The organism is Pyramidobacter sp. CG50-2 (genome assembly GCF_003612005.1).
GTDB lineage: Bacteria > Synergistota > Synergistia > Synergistales > Dethiosulfovibrionaceae > Pyramidobacter.
Window position 1 is genome coordinate 1 of the sequence record NZ_RAWT01000056.1, and the last position, 17,538, is coordinate 17,538.

Annotated in this window: 14 protein-coding genes; 10 read left to right on the top strand and 4 right to left on the bottom strand. The window is 63.3% G+C overall.

Annotated features, from left to right (window positions below; all coding sequences use genetic code 11):
* The first annotated feature begins 426 nt into the window (after positions 1-426).
* A complete protein-coding gene (locus tag D7D26_RS10260; RefSeq protein WP_199674772.1) occupies positions 427-1,551 on the top strand; it encodes an ABC transporter substrate-binding protein in 1,125 nt (374 codons plus the stop codon).
* Between the two features lie 3 nt (positions 1,552-1,554).
* Here the strand turns inward: D7D26_RS10260 and D7D26_RS12350 are convergent, their stop codons facing one another.
* Entirely contained in the window at positions 1,555-1,692 is a 138-nt protein-coding gene (locus D7D26_RS12350; protein WP_158606343.1) for a hypothetical protein, read from the bottom strand.
* A gap of 29 nt (positions 1,693-1,721) precedes the next feature.
* On the opposite strand from D7D26_RS12350, the gene D7D26_RS10265 reads away from it, so the two are divergent.
* The 9 genes from D7D26_RS10265 to D7D26_RS10305 all read left to right on the top strand — a co-directional run bounded on the left by D7D26_RS10265 (position 1,722) and on the right by D7D26_RS10305 (position 13,150).
* Complete coding sequence (locus D7D26_RS10265) at positions 1,722-2,603, top strand: branched-chain amino acid ABC transporter permease (protein ID WP_078016419.1); 882 nt, start codon at positions 1,722-1,724, stop codon at positions 2,601-2,603.
* Between the two features lie 2 nt (positions 2,604-2,605).
* A complete protein-coding gene (locus tag D7D26_RS10270) occupies positions 2,606-3,676 on the top strand; it encodes a branched-chain amino acid ABC transporter permease (protein WP_120372975.1) in 1,071 nt (356 codons plus the stop codon).
* A complete protein-coding gene (locus D7D26_RS10275; protein WP_120372976.1) occupies positions 3,666-4,499 on the top strand; it encodes an ABC transporter ATP-binding protein in 834 nt (277 codons plus the stop codon). Before D7D26_RS10270 ends, D7D26_RS10275 begins: the two co-directional genes overlap by 11 nt.
* A 2-nt stretch (positions 4,500-4,501) precedes the next feature.
* A complete protein-coding gene (locus D7D26_RS10280; RefSeq protein ID WP_199674774.1) occupies positions 4,502-5,221 on the top strand; it encodes an ABC transporter ATP-binding protein in 720 nt (239 codons plus the stop codon).
* Between the two features lie 548 nt (positions 5,222-5,769).
* On the top strand, positions 5,770-7,602 hold the full coding sequence (locus tag D7D26_RS10285; RefSeq protein WP_078016422.1) for an NAD(P)-binding protein: 1,833 nt from the start codon (positions 5,770-5,772) through the stop codon (positions 7,600-7,602).
* Positions 7,596-9,329 carry an NADH-dependent [FeFe] hydrogenase, group A6 gene (locus D7D26_RS10290; protein WP_078016423.1) on the top strand — a complete coding sequence of 578 codons (1,734 nt, stop codon included), beginning with the start codon at positions 7,596-7,598 and terminating at the stop codon, positions 9,327-9,329. The genes D7D26_RS10285 and D7D26_RS10290 overlap by 7 nt, the downstream gene beginning before the upstream one ends.
* Positions 9,330-9,503: 174 nt before the next feature.
* Positions 9,504-10,343 carry an MBL fold metallo-hydrolase gene (locus D7D26_RS10295; protein ID WP_158606344.1) on the top strand — a complete coding sequence of 280 codons (840 nt, stop codon included), beginning with the start codon at positions 9,504-9,506 and terminating at the stop codon, positions 10,341-10,343.
* Between the two features lie 124 nt (positions 10,344-10,467).
* A complete protein-coding gene (locus D7D26_RS10300) occupies positions 10,468-11,652 on the top strand; it encodes a trans-sulfuration enzyme family protein (protein ID WP_120372978.1) in 1,185 nt (394 codons plus the stop codon).
* Positions 11,653-11,728: 76 nt separating this feature from the next.
* Positions 11,729-13,150, top strand: a complete 1,422-nt coding sequence (locus tag D7D26_RS10305) for a YfcC family protein (protein WP_120372979.1) — start codon at positions 11,729-11,731, stop codon at positions 13,148-13,150.
* 170 nt (positions 13,151-13,320) lie between these two features.
* Here the strand turns inward: D7D26_RS10305 and D7D26_RS10310 are convergent, their stop codons facing one another.
* The 3 genes from D7D26_RS10310 to D7D26_RS10320 all read right to left on the bottom strand — a co-directional run bounded on the left by D7D26_RS10310 (position 13,321) and on the right by D7D26_RS10320 (position 17,353).
* A complete protein-coding gene (locus tag D7D26_RS10310; protein WP_078016427.1) occupies positions 13,321-14,775 on the bottom strand; it encodes a Na+/H+ antiporter NhaC family protein in 1,455 nt (484 codons plus the stop codon).
* A gap of 270 nt (positions 14,776-15,045) precedes the next feature.
* A complete protein-coding gene (locus D7D26_RS10315; protein WP_120372980.1) occupies positions 15,046-15,639 on the bottom strand; it encodes a hypothetical protein in 594 nt (197 codons plus the stop codon).
* 229 nt (positions 15,640-15,868) lie between these two features.
* Positions 15,869-17,353, bottom strand: a complete 1,485-nt coding sequence (locus D7D26_RS10320) for an ankyrin repeat domain-containing protein (protein WP_120372981.1) — start codon at positions 17,351-17,353, stop codon at positions 15,869-15,871.
* Positions 17,354-17,538 lie beyond the last annotated feature (185 nt).

The window sequence follows — 17,538 nt, forward strand, 5'->3', positions numbered from 1 at the left end:
CAGTTTGGCTTCGATCTTCTTGTTGCGATTCTTTTTCCGCGCTGCTTCGATTTCCGCCTGCTGTTCCGATGTGATCTCGTATTTTACGGGCATTCTCCATCACCTCGGGTGCATTATAACTGAGGTACGGGAAGTTTGGCTATACTATAAAGAAGTAGTATTAGAATAAATATTCCGATTATTTTATTATTTACCGTCTAATCTTTAGGCTTGAATTAACGAAATAATTGCAATATTACTTATTTTAACGCCGTCGACAGTTTACTTTTCGCTGAGCCGCTCATATAATTCATTTTCATATCGACGGGAAAGGGCGCTGCGCCTCTCCCCCCAAGCTGCCGGGGAAAGCTCATGCGTCTTTCGCGTCGGCAGACCTGCCTGAAAGCGCATGCTCTGCAAATTCTCGCTGAAAGGATGTTTTACACGATGAAAAAGGATGTATTCGCTTTCGTTTTCGCCGCCTCCATGATGGCTGGCTGCGCCTTCGGCGCCGACGCCTTCAAGCTGGGCGGCACGGCTCCGCTGACGGGAGGCGCCGCCATTTACGGCAACGCCGCCAAGAACGGCGCGCAGATCGCCGTCGACGAGATCAACGCGGCCGGCGGCATTCGGTTCGAGCTGAATTACGAGGACGACACGCACGACGCCGAAAAGGCCGTCAACGCCTACAACGCCCTCAAGGACTGGGACATGCAGCTCTCGCTCGGCTCGGTCACGTCCAAACCCTGCGAGGCGACGGCCGCCGAGAACTTCGCCGACCGCATCTTCGCGCTCACTCCTTCCGCTTCGGCCGTCGCCGTGACCGCCGGCAAGGACAACGTGTTCCAGATGTGCTTCGTCGATCCCAATCAGGGCTCCGCCTCCGCACAGTACATCGCCGGCAAAGCTTTGGCCAGGAAAGTCGCCGTGATCTGGAAGAACGACGACGTGTACTCCAAGGGCATTCATGACACATTCGCGACCAAGGCGGCCGAAGCCGGCCTCGAAGTGGTCAGCGACACCACGTTCGCCGACGGCAACGACACCGACTTCTCGGTGCAGCTGGCCGACGCCCAGAAGTCCGGCGCGGAGCTGGTCTTCCTGCCCATGTACTATCAGCACGCCTCGCTGATCCTCGCTCAGGCGGCGGCCATGAACTTCGCGCCCAAGTGGTTCGGCGTGGACGGCATGGACGGCATCCTGACCATGGAAGGCTTCAACAAGGATCTGGCCGAAGGCGTCATGTTGCTGACGCCGTTCAACGCAGATTCCACGGACGAGCGCACGGCCGCTTTCGTGGCCGAGTATCGGAAGCGTTTCGGCGAAGTCCCCAATCAGTTCGCCGCCGACGCGTACGACTGCGTTTACGCTTACAAACAGGCGCTCGAAAACGCCAAGGCCGCGCCCGACATGAACGCCGAGAAGCTCTGCGAGCTGATGATCGGGCAGTTCACGACGATGACGTTCAACGGACTGACGGGCGGCAACATGACGTGGAAGGCCAACGGCGAGATCTCCAAGGATCCCAAGGGCATGATCATCAGAAACGGCGCTTACGTCGGGCTCGATTAAGTTTCACGGGCGGAAGCGGACGGCGCGCCGTTCCGCCTCGCCTGAGAGCGTCGCCGGAAGGCCGGCCTGACCGGTCCTTTCGGCGACGCTCTCGCTTTTCTCTTCCGAACGGCTCCATCCCGCCGTTCGCCGCTTTTCCACTTTTTTGCGAGATCTTTCGAGGTGAACTCATGACCTTTCTGAACTTCTTTATCAGCGGCGTCGGCCTGGGCAGCATCTACGCAATCATCGCGCTGGGCTACACCATGGTCTACGGCATCGCCAAGATGCTCAACTTCGCTCACGGCGACGTGATCATGGTCGGCGCCTATGTCTGTTTCTACGCCGTGTTTCGCTTCCACCTGCCGGCGATCGCCGGCGTCGTTCTGGCCATGGCGGTCTGCACGCTGCTGGGCATCGTCGTGGAAAAGCTGGCCTATAAGCCGCTGCGCCAGGCCCCGTCGCTGGCGGTGCTGATCACGGCCATCGGCGTCAGTTACTTTTTGCAGAACACGGCGCTGCTGCTGTGGACGTCGAATCCCAAGGTGTTCCCCTCGGTGGTCGGGCACGGCGCGGTCAAACTGTTCGGCGGCCGGCTTTCCATCTCTCACGTGACGATCGTGACGATCGTCTCCTGTCTGGCGATCATGACGGCGCTGTCGTGGTTCGTCGGACGCACGCGCATGGGCAAGGCGATGCGCGCCTGTTCGGAAGACAAGGGCGCGGCGTTGCTGATGGGCATCAACGTCAACGCCACCATTTCCCTGACGTTCGCCATCGGTTCCGGGCTGGCGGCCGCAGCCGGCGCGCTGCTGTGCTCGGCCTATCCGACGCTGATGCCGACGACGGGTTCGCTGCCGGGCATCAAGGCGTTCACGGCGGCCGTTTTCGGCGGCATCGGCTCCATTCCCGGCGCTTTTCTGGGCGGGCTGCTGCTGGGCGTGATCGAGATCTTCGCCAAGGCATACATCTCCACGCAGCTCTCCGACGCCGTGGTCTTCGCCGTGCTGATCGTGGTGCTGCTGGTCAAGCCCGCGGGACTGCTGGGCCGTCAGATGCAGGAAAAGGTGTAGCCGTGAAACGTCTGATCAACCTCAAAAGACCCGAAGCCCGCCGCGTTTACGGCACGTACGCGCTGGTGGCGCTGGCCTACGTCGTTCTCCAGACCATGATCTCGACGCGGACGCTCAGTTCGTCCATGAGGGGGATGCTGGTGCCGATCTGCGCCTACATGGTCATGGCCGTAGCGCTGAATCTGGTGGTGGGCGTGCTCGGCGAGCTGTCGCTGGGGCACGCCGGCTTCATGTCCGTGGGCGCGTTCACGGGCGTCGCCTGCGCCATCTTGCTGCAAGATCTCGTCCCCTTTGCGCCCCTGCGTCTGTCCGTTTCCATGGCGGCGGGGGCGGCGTTCGCGGCGCTGGCCGGTTTTTTGATCGGCATTCCCGTGCTGCGGCTCAAGGGCGATTACCTGGCCATCGTCACGCTGGCGTTCGGCGAGATCATCAAAAGCGTGCTGAACAACTTTTACATGGGCGTCGACAAGGCGGGGCTGCACTTCAGCATGCTGGCCGACACAACGGGGCTGCTGCCCGGCGGCCGTTTGATCGTCGGCGGCCCGATGGGCGTCGGCGGCATCCGCAAGATCGCCACGTTCGGCGCCGGCTTCGCGCTGGTGATGATCGCGCTGGTCGTCGTCTACAATCTCATCAACAGCCGTATGGGGCGCGCCTTCCAGGCCGTCCGCAACGACCGTATCGCCGCCGAGAGCGTCGGCATCGACGTCACCAGGTACAAGATGACCGCCTTCGTCGTTTCCGCGGCGCTGGCGGGCGCGGCCGGCTGCCTGTTCGCCATGAACTACTCCACGATCGTCGCCAACAAGTTCGACTTCAACACTTCGATCCTGATCCTCGTCTTCGTTGTTTTGGGCGGCCAGGGCAACATGCTCGGCTCCATCGTCGCCGCCGCGGCGCTGACGATCCTGCCGGAAAAGCTGCGCGAGTTCCGCGATTACCGCATGCTGATCTACGCGGTGCTGCTGATCGCCATCATGCTGGGCTCCAACAACGCGGCCGTGAGGAATTTCTTCGCGCGGCTGAAACTTTTCGGCCGCGCCTCAAAGGAGGAAGCCCTCCATGGCCACTAAACTCGTTCCCGTCCCCTCGCGCGCGCTGGTTCCCGAGCGCGACGCCGGACGCGCCCCGATCCTGGAGTGCGTCAATCTCGGACTGACGATCGGCGGTCTGAAGATCGTCGAGAACTTCAACCTCACCATCGGCCGCACGGAGATCGCCGGGCTGATCGGTCCCAACGGCGCCGGCAAGACGACGGTCTTCAACCTGCTCACCAAAGTCTACCACCCCACCACGGGCACCGTGCTGCTCGACGGGCAGGATACCGCCGGCATGACGCCGGCGCAGGCCAACCGCCTCGGCATCGCCCGCACGTTCCAGAACATCCGACTTTTCAAGAACCTCAGCGTCGCCGACAACGTCAAAGTCGCCATGACCAACGACATCCACTACGGCCTGTTCGGCGCGATCCTGCGCCTGCCGCGCTACCGCCGCCAGGAACTGGCCGCCCATCGCCGCGCTCTCAAGCTGCTGTCCATCTTCGACATGCAGGGTCTGGCCGACGTCAAGGCCGGTTCGCTGCCCTACGGCGCGCAGCGCCGCCTCGAGATCGTGCGCGCTCTCGCCACCTACCCGTCGCTGTTGCTGCTCGACGAGCCGGCGGCAGGCATGAATCCCTCGGAAACGCGCGAGCTGATCGACAGCATCCGCCGCGTGCACGAGATGTTCCCGATCGCCATCATGCTCATCGAACACGACATGAATCTGGTCATGAACCTGTGCGAGGGCATCTGCGTGCTCAACTTCGGGCGCGTCATCGCCAAGGGCGCGCCGGCGGACATCCAGAGCGACCCCGCCGTCATCGAGGCCTACCTCGGCCGGCAGAAGGAGGGCTAACCATGGCCGATCCAATCCTCAAAGTCGACGATGTTCACGTCTTTTACGGCAGCATCCACGCCATCAAGGGCATTTCCTTCGAAGTCTTTCAGGGCGAGATCGTCACGCTGATCGGCGCCAACGGCGCCGGCAAATCCACGACGCTGAACGCCATCTCCGGCCTGCTGCCGCGCACGGGCGGCGTCTCTTTCTTCGGCCGCCGGCTGGCGAAAGTGCCGCCCTACAAGGTGGTCGAGCTCGGCCTGGCGCAGGTCCCCGAGGGGCGCCGCGTCTTTCTGCACATGTCGGTGCAGGAAAATCTGGAAATGGGCGCCTACACGCGCCATGCCGCCGGCGCGCAGATCATCGCCGCCGATCTGGAAAAAGTCTTCGCGCTTTTCCCGCGCCTGAAGGAACGCCGCCGTCAGGTGGCCGGCACGCTCTCAGGCGGCGAGCAGCAGATGCTCGCCATGGGACGCGCGCTGATGAGCCGTCCCAAGCTGCTCATGCTCGACGAGCCCTCCATGGGCTTGGCGCCGCTGCTCGTCGAAGCCATTTTCGACATCATCGGCAATCTGCACGCGAACGGCGCCACGATCCTGCTCGTCGAACAGAACGCGCGCATGGCGCTCTCCATCGCCGACCGCGGCTACGTGCTGGAAACCGGCCGCATCGTCGCCACCGGCACCGGGCGCGAACTGCTCGACTCTCCCGCCATCAAAAAAGCCTATCTGGGCGGCTGACAAACGGATGAAGAAATTCCCATCAAACGCTCGATCTCAACAAGGATCCGAAAGCGGACTATGATCCATGCGTCCGTTTCCGGATCTTTTGCTTTCAGGAGATCTATTGTACCTTGACTGAGATATCAAACGGCCAAAATGCCGGCGGGGAATCCACAAAACGAGCTCGCAGAGCGCACAACGGAAAAGATAGCCCCGAGCGGCTGCCCCCTCGGAGTGCGGAACGCTCGGCGTGAAACCGTTCTATTGAGGATTTGCATGAAACCGAATCGTTCCAAGAGCCAAAAAGCCATGCGGCGTTTTACATTATTATGATGCAAAATGCCGTTTGCGTTTTATAAGCCCAGATCAAGTTAGTCTCATCAAATCAATTTGAGAAAAATAATTCCCTATTGAAACTTTTCCCCATATTGTCTAGAATAGGATTATATTACTGTTTTTTGCAGAGATAGAGAAAAAGAACGCTTTCGCAAAAACAGCATGCCTTGAACCGGAGATTCGGAGGGGACCGGCGAAAAGGCATATTTTCCAAAACAGGGGGAAGAATCGTGAGCAGACTCAGCATCGTCACAAAGAATCAGGCGCAGACGACCGTCGAAGGCCTGTACAAGGACATGGAGCGCCGCATTCAGGCCAGTCCTCCCGAACTGTGTCCGGTCGATCTGGCCGTTTCGTTCCTGCACATCTGCCACTCGCAGTCGTGCGGCAAGTGCGTGCCCTGCCGCGTCGGCCTCAGCCGTCTGGAAGAACTTCTCAATTCCGTGCTGGACGGCCGCGCCGACATGGGCACCATCGACACCATCGAGCGAACGGCCGAGAGCGTCTACCTCACCTCGGACTGCGCCATCGGACAGGAAGCCGCCCGCATGGTGCTCAAAGGCGTGCGCGGCTTCCGCGACGACTTCGTCGAACACATTCAGCACGGCCGCTGCATGTGCCTGCAAAACCAGCCCGTGCCCTGCGTCTCGCTGTGCCCGGCGCACGTGGACATTCCCGGCTACATCGCCCTGATCCATGCCGGCCGTTACGGCGACGCCGTGCAGCTGATCCGCAAGGACAATCCGCTGCCCGCCGTGTGCGGCATGATCTGCGAGCACCCCTGCGAGACTCGCTGCCGCCGCACGCTGGTCGACAATCCCATCAACATCCGCGGCTTGAAGCGCTACGCCGTGGAGCACGAGGAGACGATCCCCGTGCCGAAGCGCGCCCCCGCCACGGGCAAAAAAGTCGCCGTCGTCGGCGGCGGCCCCGGCGGACTGAGCGCCGCCTATTATCTGTCCATCATGGGGCACGACGTGACCGTTTACGAGCAGCGTCAGCAGCTGGGCGGCATGCTCCGCTACGGCATCCCCGCCTACCGCCTGCCCCGCGAAGTGCTCGACCGCGAGATCGCCGGTCTCCTTTCGGCAGGGATCCACGTCAAAACCGGGATCAGCGTCGGCAACGACGTCTCCGTCAAGGAACTGTACGATCAGTACGACGCGCTGTACCTTTCCATCGGCGCCCACATCGACAAGAAACTGGGCATCGAGGGCGAAGAGGCCGAGGGCGTCATCTCCGCCGTGGAGATGCTGCGCGCCATCGGCGACGACCATTATCCCGACTTCACCGGGCTCGACGTGATCGTCGTCGGCGGCGGCAACGTCGCCATGGACGTGGCCCGCTCGGCGGTAAGGTGCCACGCCAAGTCAGTGCGCCTCGTCTACCGCCGCCGCAAGGAGGACATGACCGCCCTGCCCGAGGAGGTGGAAGGCGCCATCGCCGACGGCGTGGAGATCGTCGAGCTTCACGCGCCGCTTCGCATCATCAGGGACGAAAACAACAAGGTCGTTTCGCTCTGCACGCAGCCGCAGATCATCGGCGGATTCAAAAACGGCCGGCCGGCGCCGGTCGACGCGGACGCGCCGGAGATCGACTTCCGCTGCGACCGCGTGCTGGTGGCCATCGGCCAGGGCATCGAGTCGCGCACGTTCGAGCAGTACGGCATCCCCGTCAAGCGCGGCGCGATCGAGAGCATGGACACCACCGGCATCAGGAACGCCGACGGCATCTTCGCCGGCGGCGACTGCGTCACCGGGCCTGCCACGGTCATCCGCGCCATCGCCGGCGGCAAGGTCGCGGCGGCCAATATCGACGAGTATCTGGGCTTCGACCACGTCATCACGAGCGGCATCGAGGTGCCGCAGGTGCGCTTCGACGACCACGCATCCTGCGGCCGCGTGAACATGGTGGAACGCCCCGCTGCGGAGCGGATCCACGATTTCGATCTGATGGAGCTGCCGATGAGCGACCAGGAAGCGTGCCAGGAATCCGGCCGCTGCCTGCGCTGCGATCACTTCGGCTACGGCGTGTTCAAGGGGGGGCGTGTGGAAAAATGGTAAACGTCGTCATCGATGGCAAACACATTCAGGTTCCGGAAAGAACGACGATCCTCGACGCCGCCAAGAGCGCGGGGATCAGGATCCCCACGCTCTGCTTCCTCGCCGGCGTCAACGAGATCGGCGCCTGCCGCGTCTGCGTCGTCGAGGTGGAAGGGTACGAGCGGCTCTTCACGGCCTGCAACAATCCCGTTGAAGAGGGCATGGTCATCCACACCAACAGCAAAAAAGCCCGCGAGGCCCGCCGCGCCAACGTGCGCATGATCCTCTCCGAGCACGACGACCACTGCCCGACGTGCGTGCGCAGCGGCAACTGCGAGCTGCAGCGCATCGCCAACGAGCTCAACATCCATGACACGCCGTTTGAAAAGCATTACGTCGACCGGCGGACCAGTCCCGATTTTCCGCTCATCCGCGACTTTTCGCTCTGCATCAAGTGCATGCGCTGCGTGCAAGTCTGCGACAAGATCCAGCACGCCAACGTCTGGGACGTGGTCAACACCGGGGCCAAGACCACCGTCGACGTGGCCCGCGTCTATCGTCTCGAAGACGCCGACTGCGCCCTGTGCGGCCAGTGCATCACTCATTGTCCCGTGGGCGCGCTGCACGAACGCGACGACACGCAGAAAGTGCTCGACGCCATCGACGATCCCGAAAAGATCGTGCTCGTCCAGATCGCTCCGGCCATCCGCACCGCCTGGGGCGAGGAGTTCGGCATGAAGCCCGAGGAGGCCACCGTCACGCGTCTGGCCGCGGCGCTGCGCCTCGTCGGCTTCGACTACGTGTTCGACACCGACTTCTCCGCCGACCTCACGATCATGGAGGAAGGCAGCGAGTTCGTAGAGCGTCTCAAGCACCGCGACCGCGAGAAGTTCCCGATGTTCACCTCCTGCTGCCCGGGCTGGATCCGTTTCGTCAAGAGCCACTGGCCGCAGTACGTCGACCAGCTGTCGTCGGCCAAGTCGCCGCAGCAAATGTTCGGCGCCATCGCCAAGAGCTGGTACGCGCAGACGCTCGGCGTCGATCCGTCCAGGATCTTCTCCGTCTCCATCATGCCCTGTCTGGCCAAAAAGGCCGAGTGCGCGCTGCCCGGCATGGACGACGCCGGCGCGGGACAGGACGTGGACGTGGCGCTGACCACGCGCGAAGTGTCGCGCCTGATCCGCTCGCTGCAGATCCAGCCGCAGGACCTCGAAGACGAAGCGCTCGACATGCCGCTCGGCGTCGGCAGCGGCGCGGGCGCGATCTTCGGCGCCACCGGCGGCGTCATGGAGGCGGCGCTGCGCAGCGCCTTCTTCCTCGTCACCGGCAAAAACCCCGAACCCGACGCCTTCAAATCGGTGCGCGGCATGGACGGCTGGAAAGAGGCCGAGTTCGACATCGCCGGCGCGTCGCTCAAGGTCGCCGTCGTCAACGGCCTCGGCAACGCCGACAAATTGCTGGCCGCGCTCGACCGCGGCGACGTGCGCTACGATTTCGTCGAGGTCATGGCCTGCCCCGGCGGCTGCGTCGGCGGCGGCGGGCAGCCCATCCACGACCGCGTGGAAATGGCCCCGAAACGCGCCCCCACGCTCTACGACATCGACCGCGGCATGGCGCTGCGCTTTTCGCACGAGAACCCGTCCGTCCTCGAGTGCTACAAACAGTTCCTCGGCGCGCCGCTGTCGGAAAAGGCGCATCATCTGCTCCACACGACGTACCACGGCTGGAAGATGCCCGGCGAAAAGTAGCGGGCCGCTTCGCGCCGCGACAAAAAAGTTCCGCCCCGTTCGCCCGGGGCGGAACTTTTTTTGCGCGCCCCGCAAAGGCCGAGAGGCGCCGCTCTTTCCAGTGGACAGGGCGGCGCCTTTGTTGTATCTTTGGCGATATGACCTTTTTTCCGCGGCGCGAAAGGAGCGGTGGACGTGAACGAACGGAGCGATTTTTTCAAAGCCGTCGACTTCGGCGACGGCATCCTGCGCCTCGAGGGCAGCGGCAGCGTCTATTGTTATCTTGTCGAGGGGCGCCAGGGCGCGTTGCTGATCGACACGATGACCGGCCTCGGCAATCTGCGCGCCTTCGTGAAAAAACTGACCCGCCTGCCTCTGACCGTCGTATGTACGCACGGTCACTTCGACCATATCGGCGGCGCGCTCGACTTCGAAGAAGCCTGGATCCCGGCGCGCGACGCCGGCATGATCGCCGAGCAGAACGCCGTGGAACGCAAATTCCAGTTCGAAAGCCGTCTTTGCTCGCTGCGCAGGGTCCCCCTGCAGTTCACGCGGGACGACTTCACGCCGCCTCATCCCATCAAGTGGCGGCCGCTGTACGACGGCGGACGCTTCGACCTCGGCCGCCGCATCGTCACCGCCGTCGACGTCCCCGGGCACACGCGCGGCTCCATGGGGTTCCTCGACTCCAAGACGGGCATTTTCTTCTCCGGCGACGCGGGCAGCCACAGCACCTTTCTGTTTCTCGACTGCTCCGCCACGGCCGCGGCCTGTCTGAGAGGGCTGCAGCGCCTCAAACGCATGCGCGAGTGCCAGATCAGCCAGTGGTACAACTTCCACAACTACACGGAGATGCCGGCTTCGATCCTCGACGAGCTGATTCAGGGCTGCCGGGACGCGCTCGCCGGCAACGCGAGCGGTCCCGCCTTTCGCGGCAACGACGACTGCCGCTTCGTCTATCCTGCCGACGCCAAGTGGAAAAGGCTGGACGGCGGTTTCGGCAATCTGATCGTCTCGCTCCGCCGCCTGCGCTGAAAGCCTTACAGGGCAGCCGCTTGTGAAGAACAATTTTACAGATCCGGAATTCTGGCATAAAATCAAACTGCACTCCGGCAGTTTCGCGATCACAATCTCACCGACAGAAAAGGGGCGTTTTTCCATGGAACGGAAACCAAGCGTCAATACGCTGGCGGTCCACGCCGGCGCGCGCAGGGACGATGCTTTCGGCGCGATCAACACGCCAGTCTACATGACCTCCAACTACCGCATCCCCACCGACGGCACGCCCGTCGACTGGAGCGGCATCAACAGCAACATCTACCAGCGCAACCGCAACGTCAACCAGATGGTGCTGCAGGACCGGCTCTGCGCCCTCACCGGCGCCGAGGACGGCGCGGTGTTCGCCAGCGGCGTGGCGGCGCTGATGAGCGTGTTCACCACGTTCCTCAACTCGGGCGATCACGCGGTCATTTCCGAGGTCTGCTACAGCGCCACGAACCTGCAGTTCCGCGAGTTTTTGCCGAAAAAGTACGGCATCCAGGTGACCTTCGTCGACATCACCGACGCGGAGGCGGTGCGCCGCGCCGTGCGCCCCAACACGAAGCTGATCCACGCCGAAACGCCCGGCAACCCGACCACGGGCATCGCCGACCTCGACGCGCTGGCGCGGATCGCCCGCGAGGCGGGGGCGCTGCTCTCCGTCGACGCCACGTTCGCCGGGCCGCTCTGCCTGCGCCCGCTCGAACACGGGGCCGACCTCGAAATCCACAGCATGACCAAGTACATCAACGGCCACGGCGATTCGCTCGGCGGCTGCGTGCTGGGCAGCCGCGGGCTGCTGACGAAGATCAAGGAAGAGGCCATGGTCAACTACGGCGGCATCCTCAGCCCGTTCAACGCCTGGCTGGTGGCGCGCGGCCTGGCGACGGTGCCGCTGCGCATGCCCCAGCACTGCCGCGCCGCGCAGGCCGTAGCGGAATTCCTCGAACGGAGCCCGGCCGTGCGTTTCGTCTGGTACCCGGGGCTGGCGAGCCACCCGCAGCACGAACTGGCCAAGCGCCTCATGCACGGCCAGTACTCGGGCATGATCTCGTTCGACATCAACGGCGACGAGAAGGTCCACCAGAAGTTCCTCGACAGCCTGCGGCTGATCACGCACGCCGTGTCGCTCGGCGACATCGAAAGTCTGATCGTCTACTACGACAAGAACAGCGACAAGCTGCCCCACTATCCGCCCGTCTACCGCGAAGGCTTCTTCCGCTTCAGCGTCGGCCTCGAAGACCCCGACGACCTGACCGCCGACTTGCAGCAGGCGCTCGAGGCCAGCGGCGCGCCGAAAGCGTAGTTCGCGCGGGACGGAAAGGACTGGCGGGCCGCGGCAAAAGCGCGCCTTCAAAAACGTTTTCGAGGAGGCTTTCATCATGAGCGAACCAACCGCCCAAGCGGCGGCAAAAAGAAAACTGCACATGCCCGACACCTGGCTGGTCGTCTTCGCCATCGTCGCGGTCATGGCCGCGCTGTCCTGGGTGATCCCGTCGGGCAGCTTCGACTACCAGAAGGTCGACGTCAACGGCACGATGCGCAGCGTCGCCGTCGCCGGATCGTACCACGCCATCCCCAAGGCGCAGACGAAGCCCACCGGTTTCATCGGCCTGTTCGCCTCGCTTTATCAGGGCTGCTACGAGGCCGCCGACATCATCTTCGTCATCCTCACCTGCGCGGCCACGTTCGGCGTCATGGTCAAGACCGGAGCCTTCCACGCCGGCATCGGCAAGGTCATGAAAAAGGTCGGCCGCCGCGAAAAGCTGCTCATCCCCATCCTCATGATCCTCTTCGGCCTGGGCGGTTCGGTCTTCGGCATGCTCAGCGAGTTTTACGGCTTCTACCCGCTGATCGTCGGCCTCGGCGTCGCCATCGGCTACGACGCGATGACGGGATTTGCCATCCTCGCCCTCGGCGAGTACGTGGGCTTCATGGCCGCGACGCTGAATCCTTATTCGGTCGCCGTCGCCCAATCCATCGCCGGCGTGCCGCTCTACTCCGGCGTCGTCTACCGCGCCGTCTGCTTCGTCGTGTTCATGGGCCTCTGCATCGCCTACGTGATGCGCTACGCCGCGAAAGTGAAAAGATCGCCGCAGGCGTCGGTGATGTACGGCGAACCCTGCCTCCATTCCTTCGACCGCGGCGAGCTCGACCAATACGACTTCACCCGGCGGCACGGGCTGATCCTGCTCGACGTGCTCGTCACGCTGGCCGTGCTGATGATCGGCCTGACGCAATGGGGCTGGGGCTACAAAGAGCTCTGCGGGCTGTTCATCGTCATGTCGGTCGCGGCGGCGCTGATCTCCGGCTGGAACCCCAACACGTACTGCGCCGAAATGCTGACGGGCGCCAAGGGCGTGCTCTGGGGCTGCATCCTCACCGGTCTGGCCAAGAGCATCGTCGTGATCATGAAGGACGCCCAAATCATGGACACGATCATCAACGCGCTCGCCAATCTGCTCAAAAACGCGCCCTCGCCCATCTCCGCGCAGCTGATGTTCGTCGTGCAGACGGTCATCAACTTCCTCGTGCCTTCGGCTTCCGGCCAGGCGGCCGTGACCATGCCGATCATGGCGCCGCTGGCCGACGCGCTGGGCGTCAGCCGTCAGGTGGCCTGCCTGGCCTATCAGTTCGGCGACGGCCTCTCCAACATCCTCTGGCCGACCTGCGGCATCGTCGTCATCTGCGGCCTCGCCGACATCCGTTACGACCTGTGGCTGAAATGGTTCGCCAAGCTGTTTGCCATGCTCTTCGCCGCGCAGATGATCATGATCGAGATCGCCGTGCTGATGGGCTGGTAGCGCAAACGCCGCCGCGGAGAAACGGCGAAAGGCGAAAAAACGCTACAACCAGAAAATAACGCAACGCCCGGCAGCTGATGAGCTGCCGGGCGTTTTTCAGCGGCGATGTTCCACGTGGAACATCGCCGTTCCGCTCATTTTTTCAGACAACGCGCGCGAAACCTCTCGCGTCAAACCTCCTTTTTCAAACTGACCTCCGGCTCGCGGGGGATGCTGAACAGCGGGATGAAGCGGTCCCAGCCGGTGATCGTCAGGACCAGCATCGAGATCACGGCGATCCAGGCGAAATAGTTGTGCGTGATCACGCCCATCACCGTCAGCGTGTCGGCCGCCAGCGGATACACCGACATGGCGATGCCCATGAAGAAGCCCATGTAGGCGTGCCACGGGATCAGCTGCGACCCGAGCACGGCCATGGCGTCGGAATACGTGGCGTTGCGCAGCGCCAGACGGTACATGGCCTTCTCGTCGCCCCGCACCGATTTCTCCGTGAGATTCTTGATGATCGGGCTGATCGTGACGATCTGCGCCATCTCGTCGGCCATCGCCGCGTTGCCGATCAGGCACAGCAGCGCGTTGCAGAACATCAGCTGGCGCACCTTGGAGACGACCCTCAAGATCATCGCGGCGATCGAATCGAACGCGTTCATCTTGCGCATGACGCCGCCGAAGGCGCCGACCCAGAGCATCATGGCGATCGACCAGCCGCCCGCGGCCGACGCGCCGTCGTAAACCAGCTGCAGGAACTTGTCGATGTCGGTCACCGTGCCGGCCATCCAGCCGAAGATGCCGGAGAAAAGGATGCCCGCGCCGAGGCAGATCAGAGTGCTGACGTTGCGTACGGCAAGAAGAAGCACGACCAGCAGCGGGATCACCATGTAATAGGGCACGCCCGCCTGGACCTGCTTCAGCAGCGTCACCGCCGCGGGACGTTTGTCGGCCAGGACCGTCCACACGCCCTCGGGGATCTGCTGGATCGCCACGGCCGCCGAACCTTCCGTGTCGGGCAGTCCCATCGCCACGGCCGCAAAGTAGAAGACCACGGCGCTGACGATCAGGCACAGCCCCGACCACACGCCCTGATAGCGCATGCGGTCGACCAGCTGCACATTCTGCATGCCGCAGCTGACCACCGTCGTGTCGGAGATCAGGCCGATATTGTCGCCGAAGCACGAGCCGCCGGCGATCGCGCCGACCGTCAGCACCACGCTGCCGCCGACGATATGGTTCAGCCACAGGAAGATCGGCGCGCAGGCCGCGAACGTCCCCCACGACGTGCCCGTGGCGACGGACAGCACGCAGGTGACGAGGAATCCCACCACCGCCACCAGCTTGGCCGTCAGCCCCAGCGACAGCGCCAGATTGATGATCGCGGCCGCCACGCCCGTGGCCATGAAACACTCGGCGACGGCGTAGGCCGCTTCCAGGATCAGGAACACGATCAGGAAGTTTTTCAGGTTGTCCAGCGCCGCGTCGAGCAGTTCGCTGAACTTGTAACGCTCCGTGACCATCGCCACGAGGCAGGCGCAGATGAAGGAAATCGGCGACGCCAGCAGGATGTCCATGCCGGAAAGCATCAGCCCGGCCATAACGCAGATCGGCAACAGCTTTACCAGTGCGATCATACAAAAAAACCTCCCTTTCGGATTCTTCGGCGGCTTCTCACGAAAAAAAGCGATTCACCAACGGGATCTTCTGCATTCTCCTCCCGGCGTGTCCTCTTCTCTCCTCTCTCCTCCCCAAAGTATCGCTGCATTTCATGAGCGCCGCGCCGATTAACAGTTTTTAAATTATACAATACAGGATCTCCGAATTCAAGAGAACCCCTCGCCCTTTTCTCGGGGCTCCGGCCGCTCCGTCTCTCGGCCGGAGCCAGCGCCGTCCTTTCGTCCGCTTCAAGCGCGGGCGGATTTGTCGAGGCGCAGGCGCCGTTCCACGACGGCGCGGACGGCTTCGTAGTTTTCGGGCGTGCAGAACAGGTAGATCTTGTCGGCGGCGTTCGCTTTGACGACGATCAGCCGCTCCTTGGGATTGAATCTGGCAGAGCGCAGCGAGCTCCAGCGCAGGGAACGCCGCAGCGAGCCGCGAGCCAGCAGCGACGAGCCGGCGGCCGTGAAGCTGCGCGCGAACATAGAAAGGAACAGCCCCAGCCGGAAGAGCGCGCTCAGCCGCCTGCGCTGACGCTCCTGATTGGCCGCGTAAACGCCGCTTTCGTCGAGACGGTATTCCACGTCGTAGCCGCCGCCGAAGACGGCGATCACGAAGAGCGCGCCGATCGCGAGAAAAAAGCCGACAAAATAAAAAGCATAGCGCGCTTCCCGCACGCCGTCGGCAAAGCCGAGCTTGCCCATCCAGAGCAGCAGCAGACCGAACGGAATTCCTATGACCGCCGCGATCTGCCGCGTCACGGGATTGTTGCGGAAAAAAGAGACGCGCGTTCTCCACTCAATGGGCTCCGCACCGGGAGCGCCGCTCTTTGGCGCCGTCATGGAACATTCCTCCTTCGGGATGCGGGGCGTCGCGGCGCGCCCGTTCGGGCTCCGCCGCGCCGCCTGTTTCATTAACGAAAAGATCATGGCTGAAGCGTAGCGCCGCAAAGGGTGATCTTTTTTCGAACGTCTCATGCCAAAGCGTGATAGTGCGTTTTTGGCAAAAGCGAACGGCCTTTCGCCGTCGCGAGACGAAAAAGCGGCGGCCTCCCGCGGCCGCCGCCTGGCGTTACATTTTCGATTTCAGGTATTCGGGAACTCCCGGCACGCCCCAGCTCTCGGCCAGGGACAGCGCCGTTTTCCCGTCAGCGGCGGCGATCTTCGGATCGGCGCCGGCTTCGACCAGCGTCTGCACGACCTTCAGCGGCGCGCCCCAGCCGGACGCTATAAGCAGCGGGGTTTCGCCGTTCTTTCCGTACCGCTCGTTGAGCGGCACGCCCTTGTCGCAAAGCAGGCGGAAGCAGGCCAGAGCGTCGTTCCACGCCCGGTCGGCGCCCTCTTTCGTGCGTTCCTGATCTTTGGCGGCGTCGCACAGCTTCCCGGCGACGATGTGCATCAGCCCGTATCCGTCCTTGGAAGCGATCTTCGGATCGGCGCCGGCGTCGAGCAAGGCCGTCAGCAGGTTGGGATCGGCCGCTCTGCCGAGCGCCAGCGCCGAAATGCTGGCGCCGTCCTTGTCGCGCTCGTTGACGTCGTACAGCCTCAGCGAGATCAGCCAGAGCAGCCGCGCGGCCGCGTTCTTGCTTCTGGCGGCGTAGTACAGCGCGGAGTTGCCGTTCTTGTCGACGCCCTTGGGGTCGGCGCCGTGGTCGAGCAGCCACTGCAGCGTCTCCGGCGTAAAGTTCTCCCGCGCCGCGGCTATCATGAAGGGCGTCACGCCGCCGTCTCCCACAATGTCGAGCTTCGCGCCCCGCGCCAGCAGCGCCTTGGGGATCTCCAGATTTTCGTCGCCGGGCTGGTCAAGCCGCAGCGCCCACAGCAGCGGCGCCGCGCCGCCCGCGGCGACGTTGACGTCCGCGCCGCGCTCGACGAGCAGGAGCGCCGCGGGGCGGTTGTAGTTTTTCAGCGCCCAGGTCAGCGGCGAATAAGCCGTTTCTTTAGGGCGCAGATTGACGTCGGCGCCCTTGTCGAGCAGCAGCTTCGCCACGGCGAGGTTGTCTGTTTCGCCGACGGCGAAGATCAGCGGCGAACGGCCGTCGGAAGTCAGAACGTTGACGTCGGCGCCGCGGGCCAGCAGCAGCTCCGCCAGCGCCGCGTTGCCCTCGGAGGCGGCGTAGTGCAGCGCGCGGAATCCCTTCGCGTTGGCGGCGTTGGGGTCGGCGCCGTGTTTCAGCAGCAGCTCCGCGACCGGCAGCCCTTTCTCCTCCTGGGCGGCCAGGATCAGCGCCGTGACGCCGCCCTTTTCCGTCGAACCGCCCGCGGTCGGAGCGTTGGCGTCGGCGCCGTGGGCCAGCAGCAGTTCCGTGATCGCCGCGTCGCCGTGGCGCGCGGCCTCGTGCAGCGCGTTGTACCCCGCCGTGTCGGTGTCGCAAATGCTCACGTCGGCGCCCAGTTTGAGCTGCTCTTCCGCTCTTTTCAGCTCGCCGTAGCGGGCGGCTTTCATCAGCTCCGTGCGCCCGTAGCGGTCGACCGCGTTGACGTCCGCCGCTCCCGCGCTGCCGCACAGGGCCAGGACGGTCGCGGCGCACACCCAGAACTTCACGATCTTTTTCATGCGTTCGCCTCCTTTTGATATGTCATACTACTTCTTTATAGTATAGCCAAACTTCCCGTACCTCAGTTATAATGCACCCGAGGTGATGGAGAATGCCCGTAAAATACGAGATCACATCGGAACAGCAGGCGGAAATCGAAGCAGCGCGGAAAAAGAATCGCAACAAGAAGATCGAAGCCAAACTG